The following is a 14,325-nucleotide window of genomic DNA, read 5'->3' as shown; positions in this document are numbered from 1 at the left end:
CCGGGATACCCCGGCGTGCCGCGCTGACGCGAATCTTCACCGTCAACCAACGGCCCCGGGGCGAACCGCTCCGGGGCTGCTTCGTGTCACCCCGGATCGGCCGCCCCGACCGGAACCGCATCTGACACGACGCGGGCCGGGCTCAGGGTCGTACCCGAGCAAGGAGCGTGACATGGTCGACCACCGCAGGTTGGGCCGCGAACTGGAGCTGTTCCACGCCGACCCCCTCTCCGGCGCGGGCCTGCCGATCTGGCTGCCGGCCGGCGCCGCCGCCCGGCACGCGATCGAGGAGTACGTCCGGGAACTGGAGCGGCGCGCCGGATACCAGCACGTCTACTCCCCGCCGCTGGGCAAACGGGAGCTGTTCGAACGATCGGGACATCTTCCCTACTTCGCCGACGACATGTTCCCGCCGATGAAAATCTCCGAAGACGACGAGTTCGTGCTCCGGCCAGCGCTCTGCCCACACCACTGCCTGGTCTTCGGAGCGCGGGGCCGGTCCTACCGGGAACTGCCGCTGCGCATCGGCGAACTCGGCGGGATGTACCGGTCGGAGCGCTCCGGGGTGCTCGGCGGGCTCAGCCGGGTACGCGCGATCTGGCTCAACGACGCGCACAACTTCTGCACCCTGGAACAGGTCGGTGCGGAGGTGGCCGAAATACTCGAGCTGATCCGGACCGCGCACGCCGCGCTCGGCGTACGGCCAGCCGGGTTCCGGCTCTCCCTACGCGGACCGGGAGAGAAGTACGTCGGCGACGAACAAGAGTGGAACCGGGCCGAGAACCTGCTCCGGGAGGCGCTCGACGCGGCTGGGCAACCGTACGTCGAGGCGGCCGGCGAGGCGGCCTTCTACGGGCCGAAAATCGACATTCAGACCCAGGACCCGGCCGGTCGCGAGTCCACCATCTCCACCATCCAGCTCGACTTCGACAAGGCCGCCAGGTTCGACCTTTCGTACATGGACTCCAACGGGCAGGCCCGCCGCCCGGTGATCGTGCACCGGAGCCTGGTCGGCAGCATGGAACGGCTCTTCGCGTACCTGATCGAGGTGCACGAGGGGGGGTTCCCACTCTGGTACGCCCCCGTGCAACTGGAGGTGCTGCCGGTCGGCCCGGAGCAGCACGACGTCGCGGCGGCGTTCGCCCGGACCGCCGTCGAGGCCGGGCTGCGGGCCGAACTCGCCCCGGACGGGTCACTGGGCGCCCGGGTACGCGCGGCGGCCCGCCGCCGGGTGCCGTACGCGGCGGTGATCGGGGCCCGGGAGGCGGCCGAGGGACAGGTGTCGCTGCGCCTGCGGGACGGGCGAGCCCTGGACCCGATGCCCGCCCCCAGTGCGTTGGCCCTGCTCACCGAATCGGTGGCGGCCCACTCCGTCCAACTCCTCCCTGCTGTGTAAGGAAGGGCCCCTTCTTATCGTTTTCCGTTGTAGAAGGGGCCCTTCCTAACGGGGCGACGGCGCGCGCGATGGGGTGGCGGTGGGGCGCGATGGGGTGGCGGGTGCGGCAATCTTGTCAGTAACAAAATAGGGTGGTGGGCGTGAGCGAGGAGATTGCGGCGGGGCGGCCGTACCACCACGGGGACCTGCAACGCGCGTTGCTGGCGGCGGCGGTCGAGGCCATCGGTGAGTCCGGGCCGACCGCGCTGAGCCTGCGCGACCTTGCCCGCCGCGCCGGGGTCTCGCACGCCGCGCCGACCCACCACTTCGGCGACAAGGCCGGGCTGCTCACCGTGCTCGCCACTCACGGCTTCCACCTGCTCGCCGACGACTTGGCCCGGGTACGGAAGGAGACCGGCAGCCTGCTCGAAATCGGTGTGGGCTACGTCCGGTTCGCCGTTGAGCACCGGGCGCACTTCGAGGTGATGTTCCGCCCCGAGTTGTACCGCCGGGACGATCCGCTGCTGCTCGCCGCGAAGAAGCGTGCAACCGACGAACTCCAGGCAGGTGTGGCCACTCTCGCCGAGCCACCCGAGGAGGGACAGGACGCCCGCCGTGCCGGACTGGCCGCCTGGTCGATCGTGCACGGCTTCGCCACGCTCTGGCTCAGCGGCGCGCTGCCGCCCGACGTGGGTGACGATCCGACGTCGGCCAGCCGGACGATCATCGGCCGACTGTTCGAGAGCAGCTGAACGACCACCAGGGGACGACGTCGCGTCGGCGGTCACCGCCGCGTCCGGTGTTAACAAGGGGCCCTTCCTCTACCGGAAGCGTTAACAAGGGGCCCTTCCTTACACCTCACCAGTTGGTGGGTAGGGGCATTCCCTCGGTGTAGCCGGCGGTGCTCTGCACGCCGATCAGCGCCTTCGCGGAGAACTCCGCCAGGTTCGCCGCACCGGCGTACGTGCAGGCGCTCCGTACCCCGGCGATGATCTCGTCGATCAGGTCCTCGACACCTGGGCGGGACGGGTCGAGGAACATCCGCGCGCTCGAGATGCCCTCTTCGAACACCGCCTTCCGGGCCCGGTCGAAGGGGCTGTCCTCGGCGGTACGGGCGCTGACCGCGCGCGCCGACGCCATGCCGAAGCTCTCTTTGTAACGCCGGCCGCCCGGGTCGGCGTACAGGTCACCGGGGGATTCGTAGGTGCCGGCGAACCAGGTGCCGATCATGACGTTCGACGCGCCCGCGGCGAGTGCCAGGGCGACATCGCGCGGGTGGCGTACGCCGCCGTCAGCCCAGACGTGCCGGTCGAGTTCGGCGGCGGCGCGGGCACAGTCGAGTACGGCCGAGAACTGTGGTCGGCCGACCCCGGTCATCATCCGGGTGGTGCACATCGCGCCGGGTCCGACACCGACCTTGATGATGTCCGCGCCCGCCTCGACCAGGTCACGTACGCCGTCGGCGGTGACCACGTTCCCGGCGACGAGCGGGACCGGTGGGTTCAGTGCCCGGACCGCCCGCAGCGCCGAGATCATCCGCTCCTGGTGGCCGTGTGCGGTGTCGACCACCAGTGTGTCCACGCCCGCGTCGAGCAGTGCCGCCGCCTTGCCGGCGACGTCGCCGTTGATCCCGATGGCGGCGGCGACCCGCAGCCGACCCTTCGCGTCCAGCGCGGGGCGGTACAGGGTGGCCCGGAGCGCGCCCTGCCGGGTGAGCACCCCGACGAGTCGTCCCTCGACGTCGACCACGGGGGCGAGTCGGCGTCGTCCCCGGGACAACAGTTCGAAGCCGGTACGCGGATCGGCCTCGGCCGGTACCGTGTGCAGCTCGGTGGACATCACGTGGCGTACCTGTGCGAACCGGTCCACGCCCTCGGTGTCCGCCTCGGTGACCACGCCGAGCGGCCGGAACTCGTCGTCGACCACCACCAGCCCGCCGTGCGAGCGTTTGGGCAGCAGGTGGATCGCGTCGCCGACGGTGTCGGTCGGTCCGAGCGTGATCGCGGTGTCGTGCACCAGGTGCCGCTGCTTCACCCAGCCGACCACCTCGGTCACCACGTCGATCGGGATGTCCTGCGGCAGTACGGTGATCGCGCCGCGACGGGCGACGGTCTCGGCCATCCGCCGGCCGGCCACCGCGGTCATGTTCGACACCACGATCGGGATCGTGGTGCCGGTGCCGTCGGTGGTCGCCAGGTCGACGTCGAGCCGGGACGCCAGGTCCGACCGGACCGGGGCCATGAAGACGTCGTTGTACGTCAGGTCGTGCGCGGGTGCCGCGCCGGAGAGAAACCGCACCCGATCATCATGCCCGCGATCGCGACCCGCCACTCCTGGTCAGCGGGACCTGTCACTCCTGCTCAGCGGGACCCGCCAGGGTTGGCGGGTTCCGTCTGGGCAGGAGGGGACGTCAGGCGATGGTGCAGACGGCGGCACCGGCGCTGATGACCGCACCGGGTTCGGCGGTGAGGCCGTTGACCACGCCGGCCTTGTGGGCGTACAGCGGCTGCTCCATCTTCATCGCCTCCAGGACCACCACCAGGTCGCCCTCGGCCACGGTGTCACCGTCGGCCACCGCGATCTTGACGATGGTGCCCTGCATCGGCGACGTCAACGCGTCACCGCCGGCGCCGGGCCCGCTCCGGGCCGCGGCACCGCGGCCGGCGCCCCGACGGGCGGCCGGGCCGGGGACGGGGCTGGCGCCCGTACCGCCGCCGAAGCCGGCGGGCAGGCTGACCTCGAGCCGCTTGCCACCCACCTCGACCACGACGGTCTCGCGGGGGCCGGCCGCCTCGGCGGCCGGGGCGGTGGCGGTGAACGCCGGCACGGTGTTGTCGAACTCGGTCTCGATCCACCGGGTGTGTACGGCGAACGGCTCGGCCGTGAAGGCCGGGTCACGGACGACCAGCCGGTGGAACGGCAGCGCGGTCGCCATCCCCTCGAGAGTCATCTCGTCCAGTGCCCGGCGGGCCCGTTCCAGTGCCTCGGTCCGGGTCTCGCCGGTGATGATCACCTTGGCCAGCAGTGAGTCGAAGTTGCCGCCGATCACGTCACCGGCCGAGATGCCGGCGTCGACGCGTACGCCGGGACCGGTCGGGAGCCGCAGCGCGGTCACCGTGCCGGGCGCGGGGAGGAAGTTCCGGCCGGGGTCCTCGCCGTTGATCCGGAACTCGATCGAGTGCCCGCGTGGCGTCGGGTCCTGGGTCAGCCGCAGCTTCTCACCGGCCGCGATCCGGAACTGTTCGCGGACCAGGTCGATGCCGGCGGTCTCCTCGGTCACCGGGTGTTCCACCTGGAGCCGGGTGTTGACCTCCAGGAAGGAGATGGTGCCGTCGACGCCGACCAGGTACTCCACGGTGCCGGCACCGTGGTAGCCGGCCTCCCGGCAGATCGCCTTGGCGCTGGAGTGGATCTCGTCGCGTTGGGCGTCGGTGAGGAACGGCGCCGGTGCCTCCTCTACCAGCTTCTGGTGCCGACGCTGCAACGAGCAGTCACGGGTGCCGACCACCACGACGTTGCCGTGCTGGTCGGCCAGGATCTGTGCCTCCACGTGCCGGGGGCGGTCCAGGTAGCGCTCGACGAAGCACTCGCCACGTCCGAAGGCGGCGATCGCCTCCCGGGTCGCCGACTCGAAGAGCGCCGGGATCTCCTCCATGGTCCGGGCCACCTTGAGCCCGCGTCCGCCGCCGCCGAACGCCGCCTTGATCGCCACCGGCAGGCCGTGGTCGACGGCGAAGGCGATCACCTCGTCCGGGCCGCCGACCGGGTCCGGGGTGCCGGGGACCAGGGGGGCACCGGCCCGCTGGGCGATGTGCCGGGCGGTGACCTTGTCGCCGAGGTCGCGGATCGCCTGCGGGGTCGGCCCGATCCAGGTCAGGCCGGCGTCGATGACGGCGGCGGCGAAGTCCGCGTTCTCCGAGAGAAACCCGTAACCCGGGTGTACGGCGTCGGCGCCGGAGCGCTTCGCCACGTCCAGCAGCTTGTCGATCCGTAGGTACGTCTCGCCGGCCGTGTCGCCGCCGAGGGCGTACGCCTCGTCCGCGAGGGTGGCGTGCAGGGCGTCCCGGTCGGAGTCGGCGTAGACCGCGACACTGCCCAGACCGGCGTCCTGGCAGGCGCGGACGACCCGGACGGCGATCTCGCCCCGGTTGGCGATGAGTACCTTGCGCACGCTCGTCCTCTCCTGGCTATCCGCGTTCCACGACGATGTCCGACGGGCCGTGCGTAACCGGCCGGCCCCTGTCCTCGTTGTCCATGGTCCGTCGTTCCCGCGTCCACCCCCGCTGGTGGGCACTGCGGGGAGTTTATCGGGCACTTTGATCAAGTTCTCCGGGCCGTCGTGTGTCCTGCGGCACCCGGCTTCCGGCCTGCCCGAAGCGCGACCGCTGCGGTTTAGTCAAATTTGTTTATTACGCTTGTGGGGTGTCAAGCACCCGAATGATGATCCTTGGTCTGGTCCGTTGGATGCAGCCCGTGCACGGCTACGACGTACGCCGTGAGCTGCTGAGCTGGAGTGCGGACGAGTGGGCCAACGTCCAGCCCGGTTCGATCTACCACGCATTACGCAAGCTGACCGAGGAGGGGCTGCTGCGCGAGGTGGCGACCGAGCAGGTCGGCGCCCGTCCGGCCCGGACGACGTACGAGGTCACCGAGAAGGGGGAGGACGAGTTCGAGACGCTGCTGCGGGACATGTGGTGGCGCTTGCGTACGCCGGTCGACCCGTTCGCGGCGGCCTTCTCGTTCCTGCCGGCGCTGCCTCGGGAGGAGGCCTCGGCGGCGCTGCGCAACCGGGCCCAGTTGCTCCGGGCGGCGCACGAGTCGATGCGGGCGTCACTCGACTCGGACTGGGTGCGTAAGTCCAAGCCGGTGCACGTGGGCTGGATGTTCGAACTCTGGCTCGCCCGCGCGGAGGCCGAGGCCGGCTGGTGTGAGCGGATCGCTGAGCGGATCGAGTCCGGTGTGTCGTATCTCCCCGAGGAGCTGAGCGAGGCGCCAGGCTGGGAGGCGATGCGGGAGCAGACCGAGAGGTTGGCCGGGGTGGACCGGGAGGTTCCCGGGAACGAGTAATAATCAAGCTTGACTAGATAAGTTATATCGCGTTAGCCTCGGCCTGGTGTTGGGGTGGGCGCCTGCGGCGTTGGTCCCCGGGGGAGTGCGGTCGGCGGTCGCGCCGGCCCGACCAACCAGGAGCGGAAAATGATCGAAACCAGAGGGCTGCGGAAGTCGTTCCGCTCCCGGCAGGGTCGACAGACCAAAACGGTCGACGCCGTGCGCGGCGTCGACCTGATGGTGCGCGAGGGGGAGATTTTCGGCTTCCTCGGCCCGAACGGCGCCGGCAAGACCACCACCCTGCGCATGCTCGCCACGCTCATCGAACCGGACGGGGGCGAAGCGGTGGTGGCCGGCGCCGACCTGCTCACCAACCCGGGCGAGGTGCGCCGCCGGATCGGCTACGTCGCCCAGGGCGGCAGCACCTGGGACGAGTCAACCGCCCGCGAGGAACTTGTCCTCCAGGCCCGGATGTACGGCATCGGCAGGGCCGAGGCCCAGCGTCGCGCCGTCGACGCCCTGGCCGCGTTCGAACTCACCGAGTACGCCGACCGCAAGTGCAAAACCTACTCCGGCGGCCAACGACGCCGGGTCGACATCGCGCTCGGCATCATCCACGAGCCGAAGATCGTCTTCCTGGACGAGCCGACGACCGGCCTCGACCCGCAGAGCCGCGCCCACATGTGGGACGAGATCCGACGGCTCCGCGCCGACGGCATGACCGTCTTCATCACCACGCACTACCTCGACGAGGCCGACGCGCTCTGCGACCGGATCGCCATCATGGACCACGGCGAACTCGTCGCCGAGGGCACACCGGCCGAACTCAAACGCGAGATCTCCGGCGAGGTCGTGCAGGTCGGCATCGACCCGGGCGTCACCCCGCAGGCCGCCGAGGTGCTCGACACCCAGTCCTTCGTACTCAAGCTCGAAACCCTCGACGAGGGCGGGCTGCGGCTCTACGTCGACGAGGGCGCCACCGCCATCCCGCAGATCCTGCGCGCACTCGACACCGCCGGCATTCCGTTGCGCGCCATCGAACTGCACCGGCCCAGCCTCGACGACGTGTTCCTCACCAAGACCGGCCGCTCGCTGCGCGAGTCCTGAGCCCGCCCCCGCTACAGGAGACTGTGATGAAATTCGCCCGGGACACCTGGCTGATCTTCGAGCGGCAGATGCTGCTCCTCGTACGGCAACCCATCTGGGTCTTCGTCGGCGTCTTCCAGCCGGTGATGTACCTGCTGCTCTTCGCCCCCCTGCTCAAGCCCGCGTTGAACGCGCCCACGCAGGCCGACGCCTACCGCATCTTCGTACCCGGCCTGCTGGTGCTGCTGGCCATCTTCGGCGGCCTGTTCCAGGGCTTCGGACTCATCGCCGAACTCCGCGCGGGCGTGATCGAACGCTCCCGGGTCACCCCGATCAGCCGGCTCGCGCTGCTGCTCGGCCGCTCACTGCGCGACGTCGTGTCACTGATCGTCCAAGCCGTCATCATCACCCTGCTCGCGCTGCTGTTCGGGCTCACCGTCTTCATCGGCGACCTGCTGCTGGCGTACCTGATGCTCGCCCTCATCGCGCTGATGACCTCAGCCGTCTCGTACGGCATCGCGCTCATGGTCAAGAGCGAGGACGCCCTCGCCCCCCTGATGAACACCATCGCCCAACCGGTGCTGCTGCTCTCCGGCATCCTGCTGCCGCTCACCTTCGCCCCCGGCTGGCTTCAGGGCGTCGCCGACTGGAACCCGTTCTCCTGGGCCGTCGAGGGCACCCGCGCCCTCTTCGCCGGCGACCTCGGCAACGACCGGGTATGGCAGGGCCTGAGCATCGTCGCCGTACTGACCGCGGCCGCGGTCGCCTGGGCCGCCCGCGAATTCGCCCGCAGCGTACGGTAACCAGCTCTCCGAAATCGTTTCACCTGGTCGGCGGGGTACGCGCCAAACGCTTGTAGCGTAAGGCGAGTGCCCCGCCTCACACGTGACAGGATCACCTGGCTGACCTACGCCCAACTCGGTGTCTGGGGATTCTTCCTCTACGGGTTCGGACCGGTCGTACCGCTGCTCCGCGACGAGCAGGGCACCACCACCGCCGTCGCTGGCCTGCACAGCACCGCACTCGCGGCCGGAGCCCTGCTCGGCGGCCTCGCCTTCCCGTACCTCGCCACCCGGCTCGGCCGAGGACGGACCAACTGGCTCGGGCTCGCCGGCATCGTCGCCGCGGTGGCCGTACTCACCCTCTTCCACAGCCTGCCGGCCACGCTCACCGCCGCGCTCGTCGCCGCCACCTTCGGCTTCATGCTGGTCAACGGCGTCAACACCACACTCGCCGAGCATCACCCGGTCAACTCCCCAGCGGCGATCAGCGAGGCGAACGCCGCCTGCGCCGGCATGGGCATCCTCGCCCCGATCGTCATCGGACTCACCGTCGGCGCCGGACTCGGCTGGCGGCCCGCGATCGCCGTCGAGGTCGCCCTGATCGTCGCCGTCGCCGTCGCGGCCCTGGTCTTCCGGGTACGCCTACCCGCCAACATCCCCGCCACCGCCGCTGCCGACGGCCCACCACGGCGACTACCCCGCTCGTACTGGATCGCGTGGCTGCTGCTCGGTGTCACCGGCTCGATCGAGGTCTGCCTCTCCCTCTGGGCCGCCGACGTGCTCCGGGGCAACGCCGGCATGTCCGCCGGAGCCGCCTCGGCCGCGCTCGCCGCCATCGTCACCGGAATGTTCCTCGGTCGGTTCGCCGGCGGGTGGATCGCCCTCCGGGTCGCCCCGATCCCGTTCCTGCTCGCCGCCCTCGCCGTCTCGTTCGTCGGCTTCGCCATCTTCTGGGCCGCGCCGATCGGCTGGCTGGCGGTGAGCGGGCTGGTCGTCGTCGGGCTGGGCAACGCCATGCACTACCCGCTCGGCATCTCGATGGCACTGGCCACCGCACCCGGACAGGCCGACCGGGCGGCGGCCTACTCGTCGTACTCGGTCGCGGTCGGCTTCGGCGTCGCCCCGGTCGTACTCGGCTGGGTGGCCGACTCCGTCGGCCCGCACCTGGCCTTCCTGCTGCTCCCGCTCTTCATCGCGACCGCCGCCCTGCTGGCGCTCTCCCTCACCCGAACCACCCACACCCCACCCGGGGTAAGGAAGGGCCCCTTGTTATCGCCTTCGGTATAGGAAGGGCCCCTTGTTAACGCCGCCGCACCGGTGCGGCGGCCGGTGGGAGTGAGGGTCAGCGGCGGCGGGCCAGGGTCAGACCGTCGGCGATCGGCAGCATCACCACGTCCACCCGGACATCGGCACGTACGTCCGCGTTGAACGCCACGATCGCCCGGTCGGCTTCGTCCTGTGGGGCGAGCACCCGGCCACCACGCAGGACGTTGTCCACCACGATCAACCCGCCCGGTCGCATCCGGGGCACCAACTCGTCCCAGTAGATCGGGTAGCTGACCTTGTCCGCGTCGATGAACGCCAGGTCCAGGTACGGCTCGTTCGGCAGTGACCGCAGCCCCTCGGCCGCCGGCCCGATGCGCAGTTCGATCCGGTCGTCGACCCCCGCCCGGGCCCAGTAGCGCCGAGCCACCGAGGTGAACTCCGAGGAGATGTCGAAGCAGGTCAGCCGGCCGTCGGCGGGCAGACCACGGGCGATCGCCAGCGACGACATGCCGGTGAAGGTGCCGACCTCCACCGCCTGCCGCGCGTTGACAAGCTGGGTGAGGAAGGTGAGCAGGGCCGCCTGCTCCGGCGCGACCTGCATCTGGGCGTCGTTGGGCAGCGCGTCGACCGTCTCGTCGATCAATTCACGGGCGATGTCGTCCGGCGGGGAACCGTGCGCGATGAGGTACGAGTGCAGTTCCTCGGTCAGCGGCAGCGACTTGGTGGTCATGCCCCGACGCTAGACCAGTCCGGACCGGCTGCGGTAGAACCGGAGCCGGTCAGTACGGTCGGCCCTGCCACAGGTCGGTGATCCGCACATCCAACTCGCCGAGGAGGTTGCGGAGCAGCGGCAGGGAGAGTCCGACCACGGTGCCCGGGTCGCCCTCCACCCGCTCGACGAAGGGGCCGCCGAGACCGTCGATCGTGAAGGCGCCCGCCACCTGCAACGGCTCGCCGGTCGCCACGTACGCGGCGATCTCCTCGTCGCTGATGTCGGCGAAGTGCACCGTGGTGGAGGCAACCGCCTCGGCCCGGCGATCTGCGGTGACGTCGATCAGGCAGTGACCGCTGTGCAGCACCCCCGAGCGACCGCGCATCTGCTTCCACCGCCGAGTGGCGTCGTCGGCGTCGACCGGCTTGCCCAGGATCTCGCCGTCGAAGGCCAGTACGGAGTCGCAGCCGAGCACCAGCGTCCCCGGTCCGCTGGTCGCCCGGATCCGCTCGGTGACCGCCTCCGCCTTCAGCCGCGCGAGGTCGAGGCAGAGCATTTCGGCCCGTTCGGCATTCGCGGTCGACTCGTCGACACCGCTGACCAGCACCTCCGGCTGGATGCCGGCGGCCAGCAGACTCTTGCGCCGGGCCGGACTGGCGGAGGCGAGTACAAAGCGCAGGGGATTCGTCGTACGCACGACGCCGTACGCTACCCTGCCCGACCCCGCCGCCGGCTCAGGCAGGGTCGATCGGCGGTGCCCCGCCCCGCCCGGCCGCACGGCGATGCGACCGTACGACCAGCAGCGCGATGACGACGGCCAGGAGCAGGAAGACAGCGAAGGTGACGAGCAGGGTGTTCGTGCTCATGCCTTCGGGAGCGTCGCCGGGCAACGCGTCGTCCGCGCTCGCCGTCGGGCTCGGGCTGGCGGACGCGGTCGCACTCGGCGTCGCACTGGCCGCCAGCGGGGGTACGTCTGCCGTCAGCGCCGCCATCAGATCGAGTACGCCGTCGCCGTATTCCTCGTCGTGCCCCGGCGCCCCTTTGTCCACCGCTGTCGCGGTCAACCGGTGCACCACTTCCTCGGCCGACAGGTCCGGGTACCGACTCCGAATCAGCGCAGCAGCCCCAGCCACAATGGCAGTGGAATCGGACGTCCCAGTGCCCTTTCGGTACTTGTTATCCATGCTGGTGCTGTAGATGTCCACGCCTGGGGCGAGGATTCCCATCTTGTCACCCATGACAGATACGTCCGCCCGGTTTCCGGTTCGATCGCTCGCTCCGACCGCCACCACGCCTTCGTAAGAAGCCGGAAATCCGATTCCGTAATCTTGTGGGGCATTCCCTGCGGCGGCAATGATCACGATATTGGCGGCAAGTGCTGCACGGACAGCGCGAGCCTCTCGGGGTGATGTTCCGCCACCGATTGACACGCTAATGACTTGGGTCTTCTGGGCTATCGCCCATTCGATTCCCTTGGCGACGTTATCGCTGTCCGGCTCTCCTGGCTTACGGACGTAACGGATCGGAAGAATCTTTGCTTTGGGTGCTATGCCCAAGGCGCCGTTGGTGGCTGATTGTCCATGGGCCGCTATCAACCCAGCCATCCCCGTTCCATGGCTGTCGATGTCCACTCGACCATCGCCCGTACCGCCAGGAAAGGTTTCGGTGCCTGGTAGCAGGTTGTTGCGGAGGTCTGCGTGGGGATCAACGCCGGTGTCGATGACGGCGACCGTGACGCCGGCACCCTGGCTCAGCTTATGAGCCTCGGTGACCTTCAGGTACCGAAGATGCCACTGGTCGTCGCGGATGCGGTCGGCCTGGGCGGGGCCTGCGGGTAACACCGCGATGGCTGTGGCGCAGAGAACGGCCGTGACTCCGCGAATCGTGCGAGGGGTCACCGATCGAATCCGATAGCTGGCCCGGGATCGATCCGACCAGCATCTCTGGGCGCTCGCATGACAGGAGCTACGCCTTCGTCGGTCGCCCACGGGTTGTCCGGATCCCAGTGCTGACTGCTGGCTTCTTCGCCGCGATGTTGGCCCGCCCGGCCTCCGGGTGGCACGACGGAACGTTGGCCCGCGCCGCCCATCTGGGTTGTGCCGCCTGCCATGCCACCGCCGCCACCGATCATCCCGCCGACCGGGTTGATCTGTCGGACCGGTGAAACGCCGACTCCGGGTTGGCCCACCGTTGGCATACCGCCGATCATCCCGCCCGGAGCCATTGCCCGTGGAACGTTCGCTACTCCGCCGACGGCAGGCTTGGTGAGACCGCCGGTCATCGGAGTGGTTCCGAGCGCACCCGGGTAGGGGGTGCCGAATCCGCCCGGCGTGGGGGGCAACGCGGGCGGGAAACCCGTGCCGATACCGGGAGTGGGGGACGGGGTAGGGGTGATCACGGGCGGTGTGATGGAGGGGGTTGGCGCGGTGGGAGCGACAGGTGCGGCGCTGCCGAGCGTCGGGCCGTTGCCGCCGAGGACCGGCCCGACGGACGGCGCGGTGGGCGCCGGCACGACGTGCTGGACCGAACCCGCACCAGCGGGCATCGACGGGCCCGTACCGGTGGTGGTCGGCACCGGCACCACCGGTGGAATCGTCGGCGGTGAGCCGCCGCCGTAGACGTCAGGATCGTAATCATCTCGCTGGGGTCTGCCCTGGTACGGCGGAGGCTGCCTCAGTTGGGCCTGGGCCTGGACGAGTTCGCTGCTGAGGCCGTACATGATCGAACGGGCGCGGTTGTTGAGTCGGTCCAGTTCGGCCTGCGAGACCGGTGGCGTAGGGGCGGGCCCCGGCGAGGGCGACGGAGTCGGTGTCGGCGAGGGCGTCGCGGACGCGCTCGGCAGTTTCCGCTCGTACTCCTCTTGCGCGGCGAGCTTGCGGACGTACTCCTCGTGGATGCTCTTGAGCTGCCGGCGGGCGTCGCTGATCGCACCGGTCGCGCCGGAAAGGGCGTCACGGTTGGCGACGGCCGCCTCGAACGACTGCTCCACGCTGTCGATCAGGTAGTCCAGCCGTTCGACGTACGCCTTCGACGCCGCGCTCTTCTCCGGCGGCCAGGCCTGGATCAGACCTTCCCGGTACGCCCGCAGGCGCGACAGGTGCGTGCCCGCCAGTTCGTGCGTACGGCGCCAGCCGGCGACACGTTGCCAGTGGCCGTCGGTCTCCTGGTTCTCCAACGTCTTCCACATCTGCTTGACGTCGTAGTTGAACCAGTTGGTGCTGCCGGAGTAGTCGCCACCCGCGTCGGCGATGAGCATCAGGAGACTCCCGAGTTGTCCGTGACCGGTGCCGGGGTGGTGGTGCCAGGTTCGGGGAGTTGGGCGGCGGAGGTCTTGTCCAGTGCGGATTCGACCTCCTTCACCCGGGCCAGGGCGAACGCGTCGGCCTTGCCGTAGTTCTCGCTGACCTCCTTGGCCGCCTGGGCGAAGCCACCCGTCGCGTCCCGGTAGTGGAAGACGACGTTCGTGCTGTCCTGCTGGATCGCCCGATGTGTCTCCAGGAACGTGAACAGCTCGACGAATTCGGCCGCGGGGTCCGGTACGGGAGCGGTCACGTCCTCGCGCAGGTAGTCCAGGTGCGGGGCGTAGTTCTGCCGGACCTCGGCATCGAGGTTGGCGGCGAACTCCTCCATCTTGCTGATGTCGGCTTCGATGTCGCCGTAGTCACGCAGCCAGGCCGGCGGAAGGTCCTCCTCGGGAATCGCCATGTGTCCCTCCCCCAGGTGTCACGACGCAATGCCCGTATGAGGCTAGTCGGAGCGGGCGGCTCTCAGCAGCCCCGTCCGTACGTTCAGCGGGGAAGCCCGGACCAGCGCCACGCATCGACGCCGGGGCGGGCCGGCAGGCCGGAGGCGGAGACCGCACCGGGGCGGGACCGACGTACCCAGGCCGATCCGGTGTCGGGGCGATCCGGCGCGGCCGGGCGGGGCCGCAGCATGATGGCGCCCACCAGCGCGGCGAGTTCCTCGGCGGTGGGGGTGCCCCGCACCACCCGGAACGCCGGCTCCTGGTCGGGCACGGGACGAGGGTCAGACATGTGACGAGGGTACGACGCCAA

Annotated in this window: 14 protein-coding genes; 6 read left to right on the top strand and 8 right to left on the bottom strand. The window is 69.9% G+C overall.

The window, feature by feature from the left end; translation table 11 throughout:
* Positions 1 to 172: 172 nt before the first annotated feature.
* Positions 173 to 1,396 (top strand): threonine--tRNA ligase, encoded by a 1,224-nt coding sequence (gene thrS / locus BDK92_RS14340; protein WP_121157171.1) that lies wholly within the window; start codon positions 173 to 175, stop codon positions 1,394 to 1,396.
* A gap of 152 nt (positions 1,397 to 1,548) precedes the next feature.
* On the top strand, positions 1,549 to 2,127 hold the full coding sequence (locus tag BDK92_RS14335; protein WP_121162119.1) for a TetR/AcrR family transcriptional regulator: 579 nt from the start codon (positions 1,549 to 1,551) through the stop codon (positions 2,125 to 2,127).
* Between the two features lie 106 nt (positions 2,128 to 2,233).
* On the opposite strand, the gene BDK92_RS14330 is transcribed toward BDK92_RS14335, so the two are convergent.
* On the bottom strand, positions 2,234 to 3,673 hold the full coding sequence (locus BDK92_RS14330) for a GuaB1 family IMP dehydrogenase-related protein (RefSeq protein ID WP_121157170.1): 1,440 nt from the start codon (positions 3,671 to 3,673) through the stop codon (positions 2,234 to 2,236).
* 112 nt (positions 3,674 to 3,785) lie between these two features.
* Complete coding sequence (locus BDK92_RS14325) at positions 3,786 to 5,546, bottom strand: acetyl/propionyl/methylcrotonyl-CoA carboxylase subunit alpha (protein WP_121157169.1); 1,761 nt, start codon at positions 5,544 to 5,546, stop codon at positions 3,786 to 3,788.
* Between the two features lie 266 nt (positions 5,547 to 5,812).
* Between BDK92_RS14325 and BDK92_RS14320 the strand changes: the two genes are divergently transcribed.
* The 4 genes from BDK92_RS14320 to BDK92_RS14305 all read left to right on the top strand — a co-directional run bounded on the left by BDK92_RS14320 (position 5,813) and on the right by BDK92_RS14305 (position 9,579).
* Positions 5,813 to 6,442: a PadR family transcriptional regulator gene (locus BDK92_RS14320; RefSeq protein ID WP_121157168.1), complete on the top strand. Its 630-nt coding sequence runs from the start codon at positions 5,813 to 5,815 to the stop codon at positions 6,440 to 6,442.
* A gap of 129 nt (positions 6,443 to 6,571) precedes the next feature.
* Complete coding sequence (locus tag BDK92_RS14315; protein ID WP_121157167.1) at positions 6,572 to 7,531, top strand: ATP-binding cassette domain-containing protein; 960 nt, start codon at positions 6,572 to 6,574, stop codon at positions 7,529 to 7,531.
* A 26-nt stretch (positions 7,532 to 7,557) separates the two neighbouring features.
* On the top strand, positions 7,558 to 8,313 hold the full coding sequence (locus BDK92_RS14310; protein WP_121157166.1) for an ABC transporter permease: 756 nt from the start codon (positions 7,558 to 7,560) through the stop codon (positions 8,311 to 8,313).
* 66 nt (positions 8,314 to 8,379) lie between these two features.
* Positions 8,380 to 9,579, top strand: a complete 1,200-nt coding sequence (locus BDK92_RS14305) for an MFS transporter (RefSeq protein WP_121157165.1) — start codon at positions 8,380 to 8,382, stop codon at positions 9,577 to 9,579.
* A 55-nt stretch (positions 9,580 to 9,634) separates the two neighbouring features.
* On the opposite strand, the gene BDK92_RS14300 is transcribed toward BDK92_RS14305, so the two are convergent.
* The 6 genes from BDK92_RS14300 to BDK92_RS14275 form a co-directional block, all read right to left on the bottom strand.
* A complete protein-coding gene (locus tag BDK92_RS14300) occupies positions 9,635 to 10,288 on the bottom strand; it encodes an O-methyltransferase (protein ID WP_121157164.1) in 654 nt (217 codons plus the stop codon).
* A 49-nt stretch (positions 10,289 to 10,337) separates the two neighbouring features.
* On the bottom strand, positions 10,338 to 10,967 hold the full coding sequence (locus tag BDK92_RS14295) for a Maf family protein (RefSeq protein WP_121162117.1): 630 nt from the start codon (positions 10,965 to 10,967) through the stop codon (positions 10,338 to 10,340).
* Positions 10,968 to 11,004: 37 nt separating this feature from the next.
* Positions 11,005 to 12,168 carry a S8 family serine peptidase gene (locus tag BDK92_RS14290; protein ID WP_246017032.1) on the bottom strand — a complete coding sequence of 388 codons (1,164 nt, stop codon included), beginning with the start codon at positions 12,166 to 12,168 and terminating at the stop codon, positions 11,005 to 11,007.
* Entirely contained in the window at positions 12,165 to 13,526 is a 1,362-nt protein-coding gene (locus BDK92_RS14285) for a coiled-coil domain-containing protein (protein ID WP_121157163.1), read from the bottom strand. The genes BDK92_RS14290 and BDK92_RS14285 overlap by 4 nt, the downstream gene beginning before the upstream one ends.
* Positions 13,526 to 13,975, bottom strand: coding sequence for a hypothetical protein (locus BDK92_RS14280; RefSeq protein WP_121157162.1), 450 nt, complete (start codon positions 13,973 to 13,975; stop codon positions 13,526 to 13,528). The genes BDK92_RS14285 and BDK92_RS14280 overlap by 1 nt, the downstream gene beginning before the upstream one ends.
* Before the next feature lie 83 nt (positions 13,976 to 14,058).
* Positions 14,059 to 14,286 (bottom strand): acyl-CoA carboxylase subunit epsilon, encoded by a 228-nt coding sequence (locus BDK92_RS14275; RefSeq protein ID WP_121157161.1) that lies wholly within the window; start codon positions 14,284 to 14,286, stop codon positions 14,059 to 14,061.
* Positions 14,287 to 14,325 lie beyond the last annotated feature (39 nt).

It is taken from the genome of Micromonospora pisi, assembly GCF_003633685.1.
GTDB lineage: Bacteria > Actinomycetota > Actinomycetes > Mycobacteriales > Micromonosporaceae > Micromonospora_G > Micromonospora_G pisi.
The sequence above is the reverse complement of the archived record's forward strand: the minus strand, read 5'-3'. Positions and strand labels throughout refer to the sequence as shown.